The organism is Mycobacterium sp. DHQP2018-32-09, assembly GCF_058148405.1.
Genome location: NZ_JBYVYK010000018.1, coordinates 76199 through 93412, shown reverse-complemented (window position 1 = coordinate 93412; position 17214 = coordinate 76199). Strand labels below are relative to the sequence as shown.

Below are 17214 nucleotides of genomic sequence, written 5' to 3'. Positions count from 1 at the left end.
GCCCCGCCGACAGCGCCACCACCCGCGGGGCCTCGACCACCCGGGTGGCCGCGGCGTGTACCGCGTCGACGTCGCGCTGATCCGGGACGACGACGAGCGCCGAGCGGCCCGCGTTCACCACCACGGCCGCGGCCTCGGCGATCCGGTCGGGCCACGACTCCCCCGGCAGCGCCTGCCAGACCGCCCGCGCGGCGCGGCCCTCCGCGAGAGCGCCGAGGAAGCCCGCGGCCTTGCCGTACGCCGACCACGCGGACAGGTCGGGTGCGGTCGGCACCAGCGCGGGCAGCTCCGGTGGGGGCTTCTTCTCGACGCTCGCGTGCCGCGGCGGGACGGCAAGGCGCAGCACGTCGGGGCGGGTGCCCGCATAGCGGGCGGCGACCGCCTCGGCGAGGCGTCGCACGTCCGGGGTGAGGACGGGCTCCGGGGAGACGACGCGGTCCAGCCAGCCGAGCTTGCCGACGTGGTCGGTGTCGGAGCGCCGTTCCAGGACGAACGCGTCGACGAGCCTGCCGTGGAAGCGCACCCGGGCCCGCACCCCGGGTTGGGCGTCGTCGGACTGGTCGGCGGTCACCAGGTAGTCGAACTCGCGGTCGAGGTGGGGTACCGACAGCATGGGCAGCACCCGCGCGATGGGCTCGTGCTCGGCGGCCCGGCGTTCGGCGGTCACTCTCGCGCGGCAGCGGCCCGCCCGAACAGCAGACCCGCGGTGATGAGCAGGATCGACGCCGCGTACGCCCACCAGATCGGGACGGCCAGCGCCTCGGAACCCAGCACGAACCGCCCGATGCCGATCATGGCGTCGGACACCGCGAAGCACACGGCGCCCAGCGCGGTCCACGGCGTCGGCAGCTCGGCGAGCAGCGCCGCGGCCACCATGGCGGCCAGGACTGCGATGTACACCGTGACGGGCACCGCCATGCCCTGGGCGCGCAGGCTCGGCCAGAACCACGCCAGCAGCGCGACGCACGCCACCACCACCCCGGCGCACGCCGCGAGGCGCGGCGGGCGGCGCCGCGCCAGCGGCAGCAGGGCGGCCAGGAAGCTCAGGTGCGCGACCAGGAACGCCCCGAGACCCAGCACGAACGACGGCGCCCACCACGGCATGGCCAGCAGCAGGTCACCCATCGCCGAGCACGCCAGCGCCGCCACCAGCCAGCGGCGCTCGCGCGGCACCCGGTGGCCCAGTGCCGCCACCGCGAGCAGCACCGCGGTCAGCGCCTTGGCGGCGGGCTGCAGGACGAACTGGCCGGTCAGTTCGGCGCCCGCCGGCACCCGGGTCGCCGTCACGATCAGGAAGCCGCCGTAGGCGACGGCCGTCACCGCGGCCGCGACCCACGCGGCCCGCGTGCGCACCGCAGCGGGCTCGCCGAGGGTCTCGGTGCCGGGGCCGGCCGTCGTCGACATTCCCAGCAACGTACTAGACGCCACCCACACCACTGCGGCTCCGCGGCGCTGGCTAGCGTGGGTGCCGTGACCGATCGCACACCGCTCGATCCCGTGCTGGAGCAGGTGCTCGCCGCCGTGCCCTTCCAGCTGACCACCGACGGCGGGGCCGAGGCCACGCGCCAGCGCTTCCGCGACCTGCCGCGGCCCCCGCTGTACCCCGACGTCCAGTCCGAGGACCGCACGATCGACGGGCCCGGCGGGCCGCTGCCCCTGCGGCTGTACCGACCCGCCGGCGCCGAGGGCCGACTGCCGGTGGTGCTGTTCTTCCACGGCGGCGGCTGGGTGGTCGGCGACCTGGACACCTACGACGTCACGGCGCGGCTGCACGCCGTCGAGACCGGCGCGCTGGTGGTCTCCGTCGACTACCGTCTGGCCCCCGAGCATCCCTACCCCGCGGCGGTCGACGACGTGTGGGCGGCCACGCAGTGGGTGGTGGCGCACGCCGACGAGATCGGCGCGGACGCCGATCGCGTTGCGGTGGCGGGTGATTCGGCTGGCGGCAACCTGGCCGCGGTGGTCGCGCTGCTCGCACGCGACGCCGGCGGACCCGCGCTGCGGATGCAGCTGCTGTGGTACCCGGCCACGACGTGGGACGTGACGTTGCCGTCGTTCGCCGAGAACGCCGACGCCCCGGTGCTGTCGACGGACGCCGTGGCGGGCCTGTCCCGCTGGTATGCCGGGCACGTCGACCTCGCGACGGCGCCCGCTACGCTGATCCCGGCACGCGCCGAGACCCTGGCGGGGGTGGCCCCGGCCTACGTGGCGGTGGCCGGTTACGACCCGCTGCGCGACGACGGCGTGCGCTACACCGAGATGTTGCGGGCCGCAGGCGTACCCGCGCAGCTGCACGTCGCCGACGCGCTGGTGCACGGCTACCTGGGGTACGCAGGGGTGGTGCCCGTCGCCACCGAGGCCGCCCAGGCGGCACTGGCCGCCCTGCGCGCAGCGCTGGCGTGACCCCATGACTAACCCGACGGCGCGGCCCGGGATCGATCCTGCGCTGCGGGCACTGCTGGATGCGGTGCCCATGGAGTTCACCATCGACGACGGTGTCGAGGTGGCCCGCGCCAAGCTGCGGGCCATGGCGCCGCCGCCGGACCGCTTGCCGCCGTTGCGCATCGAGAACCACACCGCGTCCGTCCCCGGCTTCCACGACGTGCCGGTGCGCGTCTACTGGCCTGCCACCGGCGGCGGAGACGACGATCGCGAAGCCCTGCCGGTCGTGGTGTTCTACCACGGCGGCGGCTGGTCGGTCGGCGACCTCGACACCCACGACCACGTGGCCCGTGCGCACGCCCTGGGGGCGGGGGCCATCGTGGTGTCGGTCGACTATCGGCTGGCCCCCGAGCATCCGTTCCCGCACGGTGTCGCAGACGCCTGGACCGCGCTGAACTGGGCCAGCGCCCACGCCGCCGACCTGGGGGGCGATCCCGCGCGCGTCGCGGTGGCCGGCGACTCGGCCGGCGGCAACCTGGCGGCCGTGATGGCGCTGCGGGCCCGCGATGCGGGCGGCCCGCCGCTGGCCTTCCAACTGCTGTGGTACCCGTGCGTGGTGGGCGACACCAGCGCACCGTCGTTCACCGAGAACGCCGCCGCCCCGATCCTGAACCCGGACGTCATCGCGGCCTTCCTGCACTGGTACGTGCCGGACTTCGACCTGTCCGATCCCGGGTGCCTGCCCACCGACTTCGCCCCGGCCAACGCAACGTCGCTGGCCGGGCTGCCGCCGGCCTACGTCGGCACGGCCGAACACGACCCGCTGCGCGACGACGGCGGTCGGTACGCCGAGTTGCTCGGTGAGGCAGGCGTTCCCGTCGAGCTGAGCAACGAGCCCACCATGGTGCACGGCTTCGTCAGCCTGGCCATGGCCTCCCCCGTCGCCGCGGACGCGACCCAGCGTGGCATCGCTGCCCTGCGGGCGGCGCTGCACCCGAAGGGATGACCCCATGACCAACGGCACCGGCGGCGCGGTCACACCCGACCACCACGTGGTGATCGTCGGCGCCGGCTTCTCCGGCATCGGCACCGCGATCGCGCTCGACCGGGCGGGCCTGTCGGACTACGTCGTGCTGGAGGCCGGTGACGCACCCGGCGGCACGTGGCATTGGAACACCTATCCCGGGATCGCCGTCGACATTCCGTCGTTCTCCTACCAGTTCTCGTTCGAGCAGAGCGCCGACTGGTCGCGCACCTACGCCCCGGGCCGGGAGCTGAAGCGCTACGCCGAGCACTGCGTCGCCAAGTACGGGCTGCGCGACCGCATCCGGTACGGCGTCCGGGTGACGGCGGCCAGGTACGACGAGGACGCGGCGGTGTGGCGGGTCGACCTCGACACGGGCGAGACCGTCGTGGCGCGCTTCCTGGTCAACGGCAGCGGCGTGCTCACCGTGCCGAAGCGGCCCGACATCCCCGGCGTCGACGACTTCGCGGGCATCACGATGCACACCGCCCGGTGGGACCACGACGTGGAGCTGGCGGGAAAGCGCGTCGGGATCATCGGCACCGGCGCCACCGCCGTGCAGGTCATCCCCGAGATCGCCCCCGTGGTGGGGCATCTGACCGTGTTCCAGCGCACTCCCATCTGGTGCTTCCCGAAGTTCGACGTGCGGTTGCCCGCCGCCGCGCGCTGGGCCATGCGGATCCCCGGCGGCAAGGCGGTACAGCGGGCGCTGAGCCAGGCGTACGTCGAGGTGACGTTTCCCATCTCGGCGCAGTACGCCACGTGGTTTCCGCTGGCGCGCTGGGCCGCCCGTATCGGCCGCGGCTACCTGCGGCGCCAAGTCGCCGATCCGGTGGTGCGCGACAAGCTCACCCCGCGCTACGCGGTCGGTTGCAAACGCCCGGGTTTCCACAACACGTACCTGTCCACCTACGGGCGCGACGACGTCGACCTGGTCACCGAACCCATCGAACGCATCACCGCCGGCGGTGTCACGACGGTCGACGGCGTCGCGCACGACGTCGACGTGCTGATCCTGGCGACCGGTTTCAAGGTGCTCGACACCGACGCCGTGACGTTCGACGTGGTCGGCCGCGGCGGCGTGGCGCTCGCCGACTTCTGGGAAACGCACCGGATGCAGGCCTACGAGGGCGTGAGCGTGCCGAACTTCCCCAACTTCTTCAACGTGATGGGTCCCTACGGTTACGTCGGCTCGTCCTACTTCGCGCTGATCGAGGCCCAGACCCGGCACATCGTGCGGTGCCTGCAGCGCGCTCGGGAGACGTCGGCGACGCGGGTCGAGGTGTCCCAGGAGGCCAACGACCGGTTCTTCGCCGAGATGCTCGGCAAGCGGCATCGCCAGGTCTTCTGGCAGGACAGCTGCACCCGGGCCAACAGCTACTACTTCGACCGCAACGGCGACGTGCCGCTGCGACCCGGCACCACGGTGCAGACCTACCTGCGCAGCCGCCGGTTCCCGCTCACGGACTACTCCTTCGGCTAGAACTGCACGCCGCGGGTCAACGCGCCGTCGACGAGCAGGTTGGTGCCGGTGATGAAGCCTGCGGCCGGGCTGGACAGGAAGACCACCGCGTTGGCCACTTCCTCGGCGGTGGCCATCCGGCCGGTGGGGTTGAGGGCGAGCGCCTTGGCGAACAACTCGGGATCGTCGCGTTCGATGGTCGGCCACACGCCGCCGGGAAAGTAGGTGTTGCCCGGGCTGACCGAGTTGGCGCGGACGCCGGTGGCGGCCTGGTTGAACGCGACGCCCTGCGTGTAGTGGATGATGGCGGCCTTCATGGTGCCGTACGGGCCTGCGGCGAAGTCGATCTCGCGGCCGGACACGCTGGAGATGGTCACGATGGATCCCGCGCCGCTGGCCACCAGATGCGGCAGCGCCGTCTCGACCAGCGTCACCGTGCCCATCAGGTCGACGTCGAAGCTGGACCGCCAGCTCTCCGGGGTGTCGGGGATGGCCAGCGCACTGACGTTGGCCACCACGCCGTCGATGCCGCCGAGGGCGTCGGCGCTGGCATTCACCCAATCGGCAAGGGCTGCACGGTCACCCACGTCGACCGCCGCGCCGAGCACGGTGGCGCCGTCGGCGGCCAGGTCGTCGCGGGCGGCCGCGACGGCGTCTGGCGTGCGGGCGCAGAACGCCACCGCCGCCCCCTCGGCCAGCAGGCCGGCCACGACGGCGCGGCCGATCCCGCGCGTGCCTCCGGTGACCAGGAATCGCTTGCCCGACAGCCCCAGATCCATGTCAGCCCTTCGCTTCAGTAGGAGATGGCGCCCAATGACCTTGCTGCGGAACGCAGTTCGTCGTGCACCGCACCGTACGCCGCTGCCGGCGGCAGCAGGCGCTTGTCGATCTTGGTGACCGCACTGTAGTTGGTGTCGACGACGTTCGCGATCGGAACCTGTGAGATCTGGGTCAGCAGCTGATAGGCGTCGAGTCGGTCGAGACCGTAGAGTTCCCCGAGCCAGGTGATCATCTCTACCTGGCCTGCGCGCCAGGCCTCCTCGAGGGGACGGCCCGATCCGATGGTCACCAGGTGCGTGTCGGTCTCCAGTCGGGGCCACGCCGGGCCGCCGCCCTTGATCAGGTCGACGATGGCCGTGACGTGCATGGCGCCCTCGACCGCGGTGCCGCACGACTCCCCCTCGCCCTGGCGGTAGTGGCCGTCGCCCAGGGAGAACAACGCGCCGTCGACGTTGACCCGCAGGTACGCGGTGGCGCCCGCCGTCATCTCGGGGGTGTCCATGTTGCCGCCGAAGTAGTCGGGCACCAGCGACGTGCGCACCTCCCGGCGGGCGGGCGCGACGCCGACGGTGCCCAGCATCGGGTTCGCGGGCAGCCGGACCGCGAAATCGCTGGCGTGCGCCTGGAATCCGACGGTATGGCTACCGGCGTCGTAGTCGTAGAGGTACGTGCGTTCGGGCAGCGGATCCTGCAGCGTGGGACTCACCGGGATGCTCGTCAGGCCCCCGAAGAACGGGATGAGCGTCGAGGCGCCCCACGTCCGCGCGGGCGTCAGGTCGACGAGGTGCACCGCCAGCGTGTCACCCGGCTGGGCGCCCTCGACGTAGAACGGGCCCGTCTGCGGGTTGAGGTCCTCGGTGTCCAGCGCGGTGCTGGCGACGTCGTCACGGCTGGTGATCCGGCCGCCATAGGCGTCCTCGGTCCACAGCTCGAGCACCGTGCGCGGCCGGATGCGCAGCACCGGCGCGGCGCCGCCGAAGGTGTAGTTCAGTTGGTCGACGGTCGGGACGAAGGTGACGTGCTCCATGCCCCCATCCTTGCCGAGCAGACACGAATGTGCCCGGACACTCGGCGTGTCCGGGCACTTCGTGTCTGCTCGCGGGGTTAGACGCTGGCCTTGAGGTCCTCGACCTTGTCGAGACGCTCCCACGGGAGGTCGACGTCGGTACGGCCGAAGTGGCCGTAGGCGGCCGTCTGCGCGTAGATCGGGCGCAGCAGGTCGAGATCGCGCACGATGGCGCCGGGGCGCAGGTCGAACACCGACGTGATGGCCTTCTCGATGCGAGCCGGATCGACGGTCTCGGTGCCGAACGTCTCGACGAACAGGCCCACCGGGGCCGCCTTGCCGATGGCGTAGGCGACCTGCACCTCGACGCGCTCGGCCAGGCCCGCCGCGACGACGTTCTTGGCGACCCAGCGCATGGCGTACGCCGCCGAGCGGTCGACCTTCGACGGGTCCTTGCCGGAGAACGCGCCGCCACCGTGGCGGGCCCAGCCGCCGTAGGTGTCGACGATGATCTTGCGGCCGGTGAGGCCGGCGTCGCCCATCGGGCCGCCCAGCACGAACTTGCCGGTGGGGTTCACCAGCAGCCGGAAGTCCGACGTGTCCAGGGTGTCGTGGTTCAGGTCGGCCAGGACCGTGTTGACGACCTTCTCCCGGATGTCGGGGGCCAGGGTCGCGTCCAGGTCGATGCCGTCGGCGTGCTGGGTGGAGAGCACCACGGTGTCGAGGCGGACCGGGGTGAACCCGTCGTACTGCACGGTCACCTGGGTCTTGCCGTCGGGCCGCAGGTAGTCGAGCACGCCGCTCTTGCGCACCTCGGTCAGCCGGCGCGAGAGCCGGTGGGCCAGGGCGATGGGCAGCGGCATGAACTCGGGGGTGTCGCGGATGGCGTAGCCGAACATCAGCCCCTGGTCGCCTGCGCCCTGCAGGTCCAGCGGGTCCGCGGCGCCCTCGACGCGCGTCTCGTGCGCGGTGTCGACACCTTGGGCGATGTCGGGCGACTGTGCGCCGATGCCGATGTTCACACCGGCGGTGGCGCCGTCGAAGCCCTTGTCCGACGAGTCGTAGCCGATGTCCAGGATGCGCTCGCGCACGGTGTTGGTGATGTCGGCGAAGGCCTCCTTGGCGCTCGTCGTCACCTCGCCCACCACGTGTACCTGGCCGGTGGTGACCAGCGTCTCGACGGCGACGCGCGACTTCGGATCCTGTGCGAGCAGAGCGTCGAGCACGGAGTCGCTGATGGCGTCGCAGATCTTGTCGGGGTGCCCCTCGGTCACCGACTCGCTGGTAAACAGCCGGGCTTTGCTCACGGTGTAATCCCTTTCCAATGCTTAGTCTTGCGAATCATATCGTCGCCCGGTAGCAGCCAAGCGTGCCACCGCGTCGCGCGCAACCCTTACGCGCAGTTGAGTTGGGTTGTCGGGTCACTCGCCACGGTGTCGAAGGAACGCTCCGATCGCGTCCACGATACGGCTTGCCATCAACGTCTTCGAGCCGTGCTCCAGCGCGACCTCGTTGCCGTCGGCCGAGAGCAGCCAGCCGTCGTTGTTGTCCACCTCGAAGGCCCGGCCCTCGCCGACGGCGTTGACGACCAGCAGGTCGCACCCCTTGCGGGCGAGCTTGGCACGGGCGTGGAACAGGACGTCGCCGTTGGCGTCGCCGGTCTCGGCGGCGAACCCGACGATGGCCCGCATGTTGGGCAGCAGGCCGTCGGCGCGGGCCGTGACGGCGCTGGCCAGCACGTCGTCGGTGCGGGTCAGTTCGATGACCGGCGCGTCGGTGCGGCCCGGCGTCTTCTTGATCTTGCTCGTCGCGACCTCGGTCGGACGGAAGTCGGCGACGGCGGCGGCCATCACCAACACGTGCGCCTCCGGCGCGTGCTTGGACACCGCGTCCTTGAGTTGGCCGGCCGAGCTGACGTGGACCAACTCGACGCCGGCCGGCGGGATGAGCCCGGCGGTGTGCCCCGACACCAGCGTGACCTCGGCGCCGCGCTGGGCGGCCACCCGCGCCACGGCATAGCCCTGCTTGCCGGAGCTGCGGTTGCCGATGAACCGCACCGGATCGAGCGGCTCCCGGGTACCGCCGGCGCTGACGAGCATCTTGACGCCTGCCAGGTCGTGCGGAAGCGCGTCCCCGCGTTCCAGCAGCAGCTCCGCGAAGGTGCTGATCTCCTCGGCCTCGGGCAGCCGGCCGGCGCCGCTGTCGGCGCCGGTGAGCCGGCCGCGCGCGGGCTCGAGGACCACGGCACCGCGGCTGCGCAGCGTCTCGACGTTCGCGACGGTCGCCGGGTGCAGCCACATCTCGGTGTGCATGGCGGGCGCGAACAGCACGGGGCAGCGCGCGGTGAGCAGGGTCGCGGTGAGCAGATCATCGGCGCGTCCGCTCGCGGCGCGGGCCAGCAGGTCCGCCGTCGCGGGGGCGACGACGACCAGATCGGCCTCCTGCCCGATGCGGACGTGCAGCACCTCGTCGACGCTCTCGAAGACGCCCGTCCGAACCGGGTGCCCCGAAAGCGCCTCGAACGTGGCGGCGCCGACGAACTTCAACGCGGCCTCGGTGGGTACCACCCGTACCGAATGGCCCGCCTCGGACAGCTGACGCACGACCGTGCAGGCCTTGTACGCGGCGATGCCGCCGGCGACACCGACGATGACTCGCTTGCGGTCGCTCACCTTCGCCCGCCCCCTCCGGGCCGCTACTCGCCCTCGGCGTGCTCGAGCAGGTCGGTGTGGATCTCGCGCATCGCGATCGAGAGCGGCTTCTCCTGCAGACCAGGTTCGACCAGAGGGCCGACGTACTCCAGGATGCCGTCGCCCAACTGGTTGTAGTAGTCGTTGATCTGACGGGCGCGCTTGGCCGCGTAGATCACCAGGGCGTACTTGCTCGACGCACGGCTCAGCAGCTCGTCGATGGGCGGATTGGTGATGCCCAGCGGCGTGTCGTAGGCGATGGCGGCGTCGGAGTCGGTGCTCTCGACAGGGGTGCTCACGAAGAATTCTCCTGCGTTTGGCGGTGGAGCCAAGTAGCTGTTGACATGGCGTGATGGGCTGGCGCGGCGGCCAGTCGCGGGGTGCTCAAGCGCCCGACGGTCGGTGGCCCACCAGCAAGGATAGCAATTCGGCGCAGGCCGACTCCAATTCCTCGTTCACGACCACGACGTCGAACGAGTCCTGAACCGCCAGTTCCTCGCGGGCGGTGCGGAGCCGACGCGCCTGAACGTCGGGGTCCTCGGTGCCGCGGCCGGTGAGCCGGGCCTCCAGCGCCGCCCAGCTGGGCGGGGCGAGGAAGACCGAGATGGCCTCGGGCATCGCGGCCTTGACGGCGCGGGCTCCGGCCAGATCCACCTCGATGAGGACCGGTCTGCCGGCCCGAACGGCCTCGCGGACCGGTCCGGCGGGCGTGCCCGAGCGGTGCAGACCACCGTGGATCTCGGCCCACTCGAGCAGTTCGCCGTCGTCGATCAGTTGCTGGAATCGACTCGGGCTGACGAATGCGTAATCCACCCCGTCGACTTCCCCGGGGCGGGGTGCCCGCGTCGTGGCGGACACGCTGAACATCAGGTCGGGAATGCGTTCGCGCAGACAGCGCACGACCGTCGACTTCCCGACGGCTGAGGGACCGGACAGCACGACCACGTTGGTCATCTCGACGCCGCGCTCACCGCAGCCTGGCTGCGCGTCACGGGGGCGCCGATCGCCGTCCGGCCCCACGGCCGGTCGTTCACTCAGCGGTGAAGTCGAACTTCTCCAGCAGCGCCTTGCGCTGCCGATCGCCGAGCCCGCGCAGGCGGCGGGTCGGGGCGATCTCGAGTTCGGTCATGATCTCCTGCGCCTTGACCTTGCCGACCTTGGGCAGTGCCTCCAGCAGAGCGGAGACCTTCATCTTGCCCAAGACCTCATCGGTCTCGGCGTCCTTGAGAACCTGCTTGAGGTTGGTGCCGCCGCGCTTGAGCCGGTCCTTGAGTTCGGCTCGGGCTCGACGTGCGGCAGCAGCCTTCTCCAACGCTGCCGCGCGCTGTTCGTCGGTCAACTGGGGAAGGGCCACGGGGTTCCTCCGTCTCTCGCCGTCATCTTCTGTGTCTTGACTGGTCGTTGAACCAGCCAGCGACGACGACCGTACCCACGCAGGCTGACGAAAGCTAACCCCACCCCCGCCGATGAGTGCCGTTTTCCCAGCGTGTAATGCATCAGCGAACTGCGGCGGTCGGTGCGCGCGCCCGCCCCGGACCCGCATCGTCACCACCGATCGGGCGGCTCACCAGCGGTTTTCCCAGCCGGCGGATGGTCGGCGCCGCGCCCCGGACGCGTCACGGACCCCCACGCCTGGCGTCGCTGCCCGCGGTGCGGAGAAATTTTCGCAGGTCACGGCGTGTCGGGCGTGTCGGAGGGGACCGTGCGACGCGTGCGACCCACCTCCGACCGACCCGAACGCGGTGCTCGGCCACCCCGGCGTCGTCTCGCGCGTCCCATCCGTCACCGAACGCTGCTTCCCACCGCCGCTCCAGCACCCTCACAGTGGCGCCGCCCAAGCTGGACTGCGCCGCACCCCGAGACCCGACACCGCGCGTGCGGCCGGTGACGAGCGTCGCCGGCCGCACGCCGCCCTCGCGGAGACGCCGCCTCGATGCCGTGACCGGTTCGTGATGGGACGCATAGCGGCCACCCACGTGGACCACAGAGCGCACCTAGAGCCGCTTCCTAGCGTCTGGTGCGTGCGGCGAACTCGCGCCGCACGCGGCCAGAGTGCAGAGATCAGAAAGTGGAGAGATCACGGTGAGAATCACGACAGCGCTGGGCACGACGATGACGGCCGCGGCGATCGGGCTGGCCGCCCTGTGCGGCGCCGGGACGGCGGCCGCCGATCCCGGGCCGCCGTGCAACGCCCCGGGCGCCCCCGCGTGCGTCAGCGGCCCGGGCGATCACGGCGGCGCCCCCGGCGACCACCCCGGCGACCACCCCGGCGACCATGGCGGCGGCAACCCCGGTGACCCCGCAGGCTGGCAGAACCGCGGCATCGACGCGGGCAGGCAGGATCACCAGCCGTTCAACTGGAACGGCCAGCAGGTGACGCCGATGCGCGCCGGTGACGGCAACGGATGGGGCTTCTGGTTCCTGGGGATGTGGATCCCGCTGTGATGTGGCCCGGTGGGTCACCGTGCCGGTGACCCACCGCAGGGTCGGGCGGGTGGTCAGGCCCGGTGGTCAGGCCAGGTGGTCAGGCCAGGTGGGCGACGGCGTCGCGCATCCGCCGGCCGGCGTCGCGCAGCGCGCCGACGTCCGGGCCCGCGCGCAGCACCTCACGGGACACCGCGGGCAGCAGCGTGCCCGGCGCGGCCCCGCCGAGTCCCGCCAGCGTGTCCGGCCTACCGCCCTGGGCACCCACGCCGGGCACCAGCACGGGCCCGCCGAGACGGCTCAGATCGGGCACCTCGGCCAGGGTGGCCCCGACGACCACCCCCACCGAGCCGGTCGCGTCCGCCGCCCCGGCGTTCCCCCCGGCGTTCTCCCTGGCGTTCTCCCTGGCGACCTGGTCGACGATGGACTGGGCCACCGACACCCCGTCGGCTCCGGAGCCGACGACGGCGCGCTGCACCGTCGCCCCCTCCGGATTGGACGTGGCCGCCAGGACGAAGACGCCACGGCCATGCGCGGCCGCGACGTCGAGCAGGGGCCGCAGCGACCCGAACCCCAGATAGGGCGACGCCGTCACCGCGTCGCACGCCAGCGGCGAGGACCCCGCCCACGCCGCCGCGTAGGCGGCCATGGTGGTGCCGATGTCGCCGCGCTTGGCGTCGGCCAGCACCAGCACCCCGGCGGCCCCCAGCGCCGCGATGGCGTCCTCGAGCACGGCGTAGCCCGCGGCGCCGTACGCCTCGAAGAACGCGACCTGCGGCTTGACGATCGCGAAGCCCGCGAAGGCCTCCACGCACGTCTCGGTGAACGCCCGCAGCCCGTGCGCGTCGCCCGGCAGACCCCACGCCGTCAACAGTTCGGGGTGCGGGTCGATGCCCAGGCACAGCGGGCCCCGATCCGTGGTCGCGGCGCGCAACCGCTCCCCGAACGGGGGCACCCTCAGCGCCCGTCCATCGCCGCGTGCAGTTCCTGCAGCGAGCGCACGCCGATGTCGCCGCGAATGCCCGCCTCGATGCCCTGCACCGCGGCCGACGCACCCTGCACGGTGGTGACGCACGGGATGTTCATGGCCACGGCCGCCGACCGGATCTCGTAGCCGTCGACGCGGGGGCCGGAGTTGCCGTAGGGGGTGTTGATCACCATGTCCACCTGACCGCCGCGGATCACGTCCACCGCCGACGGCAACGGCTGGTCCCCGCTGGGCTCCTCGTGCTGCTTACGCACCACGTCACACGGAATGCCGTTGCGGCGCAGCATCTCCGCCGTCCCCTCGGTGGCCAGCACGCGGAACCCGAGGTCGGCGAGCCGCTTGACGGGGAACACCAGCGAGCGCTTGTCGCGGTTGGCCACCGAGACGAACACCGTCCCGCTGGCCGGCAGCGAACCGTAGGCGGCGGTCTGGCTCTTGGCGAACGCCGTCCCGAAGTCGCGGTCGATGCCCATCACCTCACCGGTGGACTTCATCTCCGGGCCCAGCAGCGAATCGACCTGCGAGCCGTCGGCCTTGCGGAACCGGTTGAACGGCAGCACGGCCTCCTTCACCGCGATCGGCGCGCCCGCCGCGACGCTGGCCCCGTCGCCCGACGGCGCCAGCACGCCCTCGGCGCGCAGTTCGGCGATGGTGGCGCCCAACATGACCCGCGCGCACGCCTTCGCCAGCGGCACCGCCGTCGCCTTCGAGACGAACGGCACCGTGCGGCTGGCGCGCGGATTGGCCTCCAGCACGTAGAGCACGTCGTCCTTGAGGGCGTACTGCACGTTGAGCAGGCCGACGACGCCGACGCCGAACGCGATGGCCTCGGTGGCGCGCCGCACCGACTCGATGTCCTGGCGGCCCAACGTCACCGGCGGCAGCGCGCACGCCGAGTCACCGGAGTGGATCCCGGCCTCCTCGATGTGTTCCATGACGCCGCCGATGTAGACCTCGGTGCCGTCGCACAGCGCATCGACGTCGATCTCGATGGCGTCCTCCAGGAACCGGTCGACGAGCACGGGGTGCTCGGGCGACAGCTCCGTGGCCCTGCGGATGTACCCCTCCAGGGTCTGCTCGTCGTAGACGATCTCCATGCCGCGCCCGCCGAGCACGTAGGACGGCCGGACCAGCACAGGATAGCCGATGTCGGCGGCGATCTTGCGGGCCTGCTCGAAGCTCGTCGCCGTCCCGAACTTGGGTGCGGGCAACCCGGCGTTGGTGAGCACCTCGCCGAACGCGCCGCGGTCCTCGGCCAGGTCGATGGCCTTCGGCGGGGTGCCGACGATGGGGACGCCGGCGGCCTCGAGCCGTTCGGCCAACCCCAGCGGGGTCTGCCCGCCCAACTGGACGATGACACCGACGACGCCGGGGCCGCCTGCGCCCGAGAGCTGTTCGGCGTGGAACACCTCGAGCACGTCCTCGAACGTCAACGGCTCGAAGTACAGCCGGTCGGCGGTGTCGTAGTCGGTCGACACCGTCTCGGGGTTGCAGTTCACCATCACGGTCTCGAAGCCGGCGGCGCTCAGCGTCGTCGCGGCGTGCACGCAGCTGTAGTCGAACTCGATGCCCTGGCCGATGCGGTTGGGTCCCGAACCCAGGATGAGCACCTTGGGCTTCTCGGTCTGCGGGGCGACCTCGGTCTCGGCGGCGGGATCCAGCTCGTAGGTGCTGTAGTGGTACGGCGTGCGGGCCTCGAACTCGGCCGCACAGGTGTCGACGGTCTTGTACACCGGGTGGATGCCCAACCGCTGGCGCAGCGCCCGCACGCCCGCCTCGCCGGCGAGTTCGTCGCGCAGCGCGGCGATCTGGCGGTCCGACAGCCCGCTGTGCTTGGCGCGGCGCAGCAGGTCGGCGTCCAGGACCGGCGCCTCCCACAGTTCGGCACCCAACGTCACCAGGCCCGCGATCTGGTCGACGAACCACGGGTCGACGCCGGAGGCCTCGGCCACCTGCTCGACGGTCGCGCCGAGGCGCAACGCCAGCTCGATGTCGTAGAGCCTGCCGTCGACGGGGGTGCGCAGCCGGGCCAGCACGTCGTCGACCGCGAGGTCGGGGTCGGGCCCGGTCCAGAAACCGGCGCGGCCGGTCTCCAGCGAGCGCATCACCTTGCCCAGGGCCTCGACGAAGTTGCGGCCCAGCGACATGGCCTCGCCGACCGACTTCATCGTGGTGGTCAGCGTCGGGTCGGCGCCCGGGAACTTCTCGAACGCGAACCGCGGCGCCTTCACCACCACGTAGTCGAGCGTCGGCTCGAAACAGGCCGGGGTCTCCTTGGTGATGTCGTTGACGATCTCGTCGAGCGTGTACCCGATGGCGAGCTTGGCCGCGATCTTGGCGATCGGGAAACCGGTCGCCTTCGAGGCCAGCGCGCTCGAGCGCGAGACGCGCGGGTTCATCTCGATGACGATGAGCCTGCCGTCCTGCGGGTTCACCGCGAACTGGATGTTGCAGCCGCCGGTGTCGACGCCGACCTCGCGCAGGATCGCGATGCCCAGGTCGCGCATCGTCTGGTACTCGCGGTCGGTGAGGGTCATGGCGGGCGCCACGGTCACCGAGTCGCCGGTGTGCACGCCCATCGGGTCGAAGTTCTCGATCGAGCAGACCACCACCACGTTGTCGCGATGATCGCGCATCAACTCGAGTTCGTACTCCTTCCACCCGAAGATGGATTCCTCGATGAGTACGTTGGCGCTCGGCGACGCGGCGAGCCCGTCGCCGGCGATGCGCTCGATGTCCTCGGTCGAGTAGGCCATGCCCGAGCCCAGGCCACCCATCGTGAACGACGGGCGCACCACCACCGGCAGGCCCAGGTCGGCGACGGTCTCGCGCACTTCGTCCATCGTGAAACACACACGCGAGCGGGCGGATTCGCCCCCCACCTTGGCCACGATGTCCTTGAACCGCTGCCGGTCCTCGCCGCGCTGAATGGCGTCGAAGTCCGCACCGATCATCTCGACGCCGTACTTCTCCAGGATGCCCTGCTCGTGCAGCGCCACCGCGGTGTTGAGCGCCGTCTGCCCACCCAGCGTGGCGAGCAGCGCGTCGATCTTGTTGCCGCGCTCGGCCTGCTGCGCCAGCACCTTCTCCACGAACGCCGGCGTGATGGGCTCCACGTAGGTGTGGTCCGCGTACTCGGGGTCGGTCATGATCGTGGCCGGGTTCGAGTTCACCAGGCTCACCTCGAGGCCCTCGGCGCGCAACACGCGGCAGGCCTGGGTACCGGAGTAGTCGAATTCGCAGGCCTGGCCGATGACGATCGGGCCGGAGCCGATCACCAGCACGTGCTTGAGGTCTGAGCGACGCGGCATTACTTGCCCTCTCCCATCAGGTCGGCGAACTGGTCGAACAGATGGTTCGCATCGTGGGGACCGGCGGCGGCCTCCGGGTGGTACTGCACCGAGAAGGCGCGACCGTTGGCCAGCGTGATGCCCTCCACGGTGCCGTCGTTGGCGCAGGTGTGGCTGACGAGCGCCCGGCCGAAGGGCGTGTCGAACTCCTCGCCCGCCTCGCCCTGCAGCGCGAAACCGTGGTTCTGCGCGGTGATGGCGACGCGACCCGTGCGGTGGTCGATCACCGGGATGTTGATGCCGCGATGCCCGAAGACCATCTTGTAGGTCGAGCGGCCGAGCGCACGGCCCAGGATCTGGTTGCCGAAGCAGATGCCGAACAGCGGGATCCCGGCCTCCAGCACCTGTCGCGTGACGCCGACCATGTGGTCGGCGGTGGCCGGGTCACCGGGGCCGTTGGACAGGAACACGCCGTCGGGGTGGATCTCGGCGATCTGCTCGAACGTGGCGCTCGACGGCAGCACGTGGCTGCGGATGCCCCGCTGGGCGAAGTTGCGCGGCGTGTTGGTCTTGATGCCGAGATCCAGTGCCGCGATGGTGAAGCGACGTTCCCCGTCGGCCTCCACGACGTACCCGGCGTCGGTACTGACCTCACCGGCCAGGTCGGCGCCCAGCATCGACGGCTGGTTGCGCACCCGGCCCACCAACTCCTCGACGGGCGCGTCGGCGGCCGTACCGCTGAACACCCCGGCCTTCATCGACCCCGCGGTGCGCAGGTGGCGCACCAGCGCGCGGGTGTCGATGCCGGCGATCCCGACGATGCCCTGCCGGACCAACTCGTCCTCGAGGCTGCCGGTGGCGCGCCAGTTCGACGCCCGCGGCGAGGGATCGCGGACGGCATAACCGGCGACCCAGATCTTGTCCGAGCGGCTCTCCCCGTCCTCGTCGTTCCAACCCGTGTTGCCGATCTGCGGGGCCGTGGCCACCACGATCTGCCCGTGATAGCTCGGGTCGGTCAACGTCTCCTGATACCCGGACATGCCGGTGGAGAACACCGCCTCACCCAGCGTCTGTCCCACGGCGCCGAAGGCCGTGCCGGTGAACACCCGGCCGTCATCGGTCACCAGCACTGCGCGTTCCTTCATCATGCGCGATCCCGCTCCGCTTC

Annotated in this window: 16 protein-coding genes; 4 read left to right on the top strand and 12 right to left on the bottom strand. The window is 71.4% G+C overall.

All coding sequences use genetic code 11. The annotated features are described in order from the left end of the window. Together AC30CM_RS11355 and AC30CM_RS11350 are read right to left on the bottom strand one after the other, a co-directional pair. A partial coding sequence (locus AC30CM_RS11355; protein ID WP_490116972.1) for a primosomal protein N' family DNA-binding protein occupies positions 1 to 613 on the bottom strand: 613 nt, incomplete at its 3' end. 50 nt (positions 614 to 663) lie between these two features. Next, positions 664 to 1404 (bottom strand): lysoplasmalogenase, encoded by a 741-nt coding sequence (locus AC30CM_RS11350; RefSeq protein ID WP_490116962.1) that lies wholly within the window; start codon positions 1402 to 1404, stop codon positions 664 to 666. A gap of 57 nt (positions 1405 to 1461) precedes the next feature. On the opposite strand from AC30CM_RS11350, the gene AC30CM_RS11345 reads away from it, so the two are divergent. Genes AC30CM_RS11345 through AC30CM_RS11335 form a run of 3 tightly spaced genes read left to right on the top strand, consistent with a single transcriptional unit; the run spans position 1462 to position 4889 of the window. Then, positions 1462 to 2403: an alpha/beta hydrolase gene (locus tag AC30CM_RS11345; RefSeq protein WP_490116961.1), complete on the top strand. Its 942-nt coding sequence runs from the start codon at positions 1462 to 1464 to the stop codon at positions 2401 to 2403. Between the two features lie 4 nt (positions 2404 to 2407). Beyond that, positions 2408 to 3388: an alpha/beta hydrolase gene (locus AC30CM_RS11340; RefSeq protein WP_490116960.1), complete on the top strand. Its 981-nt coding sequence runs from the start codon at positions 2408 to 2410 to the stop codon at positions 3386 to 3388. 4 nt (positions 3389 to 3392) lie between these two features. Beyond that, on the top strand, positions 3393 to 4889 hold the full coding sequence (locus AC30CM_RS11335) for a flavin-containing monooxygenase (protein WP_490116959.1): 1497 nt from the start codon (positions 3393 to 3395) through the stop codon (positions 4887 to 4889). On the opposite strand, the gene AC30CM_RS11330 is transcribed toward AC30CM_RS11335, so the two are convergent. The 7 genes from AC30CM_RS11330 to mihF form a co-directional block, all read right to left on the bottom strand. After that, positions 4886 to 5647 (bottom strand): SDR family NAD(P)-dependent oxidoreductase, encoded by a 762-nt coding sequence (locus AC30CM_RS11330; RefSeq protein ID WP_490116958.1) that lies wholly within the window; start codon positions 5645 to 5647, stop codon positions 4886 to 4888. The genes AC30CM_RS11335 and AC30CM_RS11330 overlap by 4 nt on opposite strands. Positions 5648 to 5661: 14 nt before the next feature. After that, a complete protein-coding gene (locus tag AC30CM_RS11325) occupies positions 5662 to 6675 on the bottom strand; it encodes an acetamidase/formamidase family protein (RefSeq protein WP_490116957.1) in 1014 nt (337 codons plus the stop codon). A gap of 77 nt (positions 6676 to 6752) precedes the next feature. Continuing rightward, entirely contained in the window at positions 6753 to 7961 is a 1209-nt protein-coding gene (gene metK / locus AC30CM_RS11320; protein ID WP_490116956.1) for a methionine adenosyltransferase, read from the bottom strand. A gap of 114 nt (positions 7962 to 8075) precedes the next feature. Continuing rightward, positions 8076 to 9326, bottom strand: a complete 1251-nt coding sequence (coaBC, locus tag AC30CM_RS11315) for a bifunctional phosphopantothenoylcysteine decarboxylase/phosphopantothenate--cysteine ligase CoaBC (protein ID WP_490116955.1) — start codon at positions 9324 to 9326, stop codon at positions 8076 to 8078. Positions 9327 to 9349: 23 nt separating this feature from the next. Next, positions 9350 to 9676 carry a DNA-directed RNA polymerase subunit omega gene (gene rpoZ, locus AC30CM_RS11310; RefSeq protein WP_490116954.1) on the bottom strand — a complete coding sequence of 109 codons (327 nt, stop codon included), beginning with the start codon at positions 9674 to 9676 and terminating at the stop codon, positions 9350 to 9352. 52 nt (positions 9677 to 9728) lie between these two features. Next, complete coding sequence (gene gmk, locus AC30CM_RS11305; protein WP_490116953.1) at positions 9729 to 10298, bottom strand: guanylate kinase; 570 nt, start codon at positions 10296 to 10298, stop codon at positions 9729 to 9731. 76 nt (positions 10299 to 10374) lie between these two features. After that, complete coding sequence (gene mihF, locus AC30CM_RS11300) at positions 10375 to 10698, bottom strand: integration host factor, actinobacterial type (protein WP_490116952.1); 324 nt, start codon at positions 10696 to 10698, stop codon at positions 10375 to 10377. A 728-nt stretch (positions 10699 to 11426) separates the two neighbouring features. On the opposite strand from mihF, the gene AC30CM_RS11295 reads away from it, so the two are divergent. Then, entirely contained in the window at positions 11427 to 11789 is a 363-nt protein-coding gene (locus tag AC30CM_RS11295) for a hypothetical protein (RefSeq protein ID WP_490116951.1), read from the top strand. A 79-nt stretch (positions 11790 to 11868) separates the two neighbouring features. On the opposite strand, the gene pyrF is transcribed toward AC30CM_RS11295, so the two are convergent. From pyrF to carA, 3 genes are read right to left on the bottom strand one after another with little or no spacing between them, the layout of a single operon-like run. Continuing rightward, a complete protein-coding gene (gene pyrF, locus AC30CM_RS11290) occupies positions 11869 to 12723 on the bottom strand; it encodes an orotidine-5'-phosphate decarboxylase (RefSeq protein WP_490116950.1) in 855 nt (284 codons plus the stop codon). Between the two features lie 2 nt (positions 12724 to 12725). Then, positions 12726 to 16067, bottom strand: a complete 3342-nt coding sequence (carB, locus tag AC30CM_RS11285) for a carbamoyl-phosphate synthase large subunit (protein WP_490116949.1) — start codon at positions 16065 to 16067, stop codon at positions 12726 to 12728. Next, the gene (gene carA / locus AC30CM_RS11280) at positions 16067 to 17191 is read right to left on the bottom strand and encodes a glutamine-hydrolyzing carbamoyl-phosphate synthase small subunit (protein ID WP_490116971.1); all 1125 of its coding nucleotides are present in this window, start codon (positions 17189 to 17191) and stop codon (positions 16067 to 16069) included. Before carA ends, carB begins: the two co-directional genes overlap by 1 nt. Positions 17192 to 17214 lie beyond the last annotated feature (23 nt).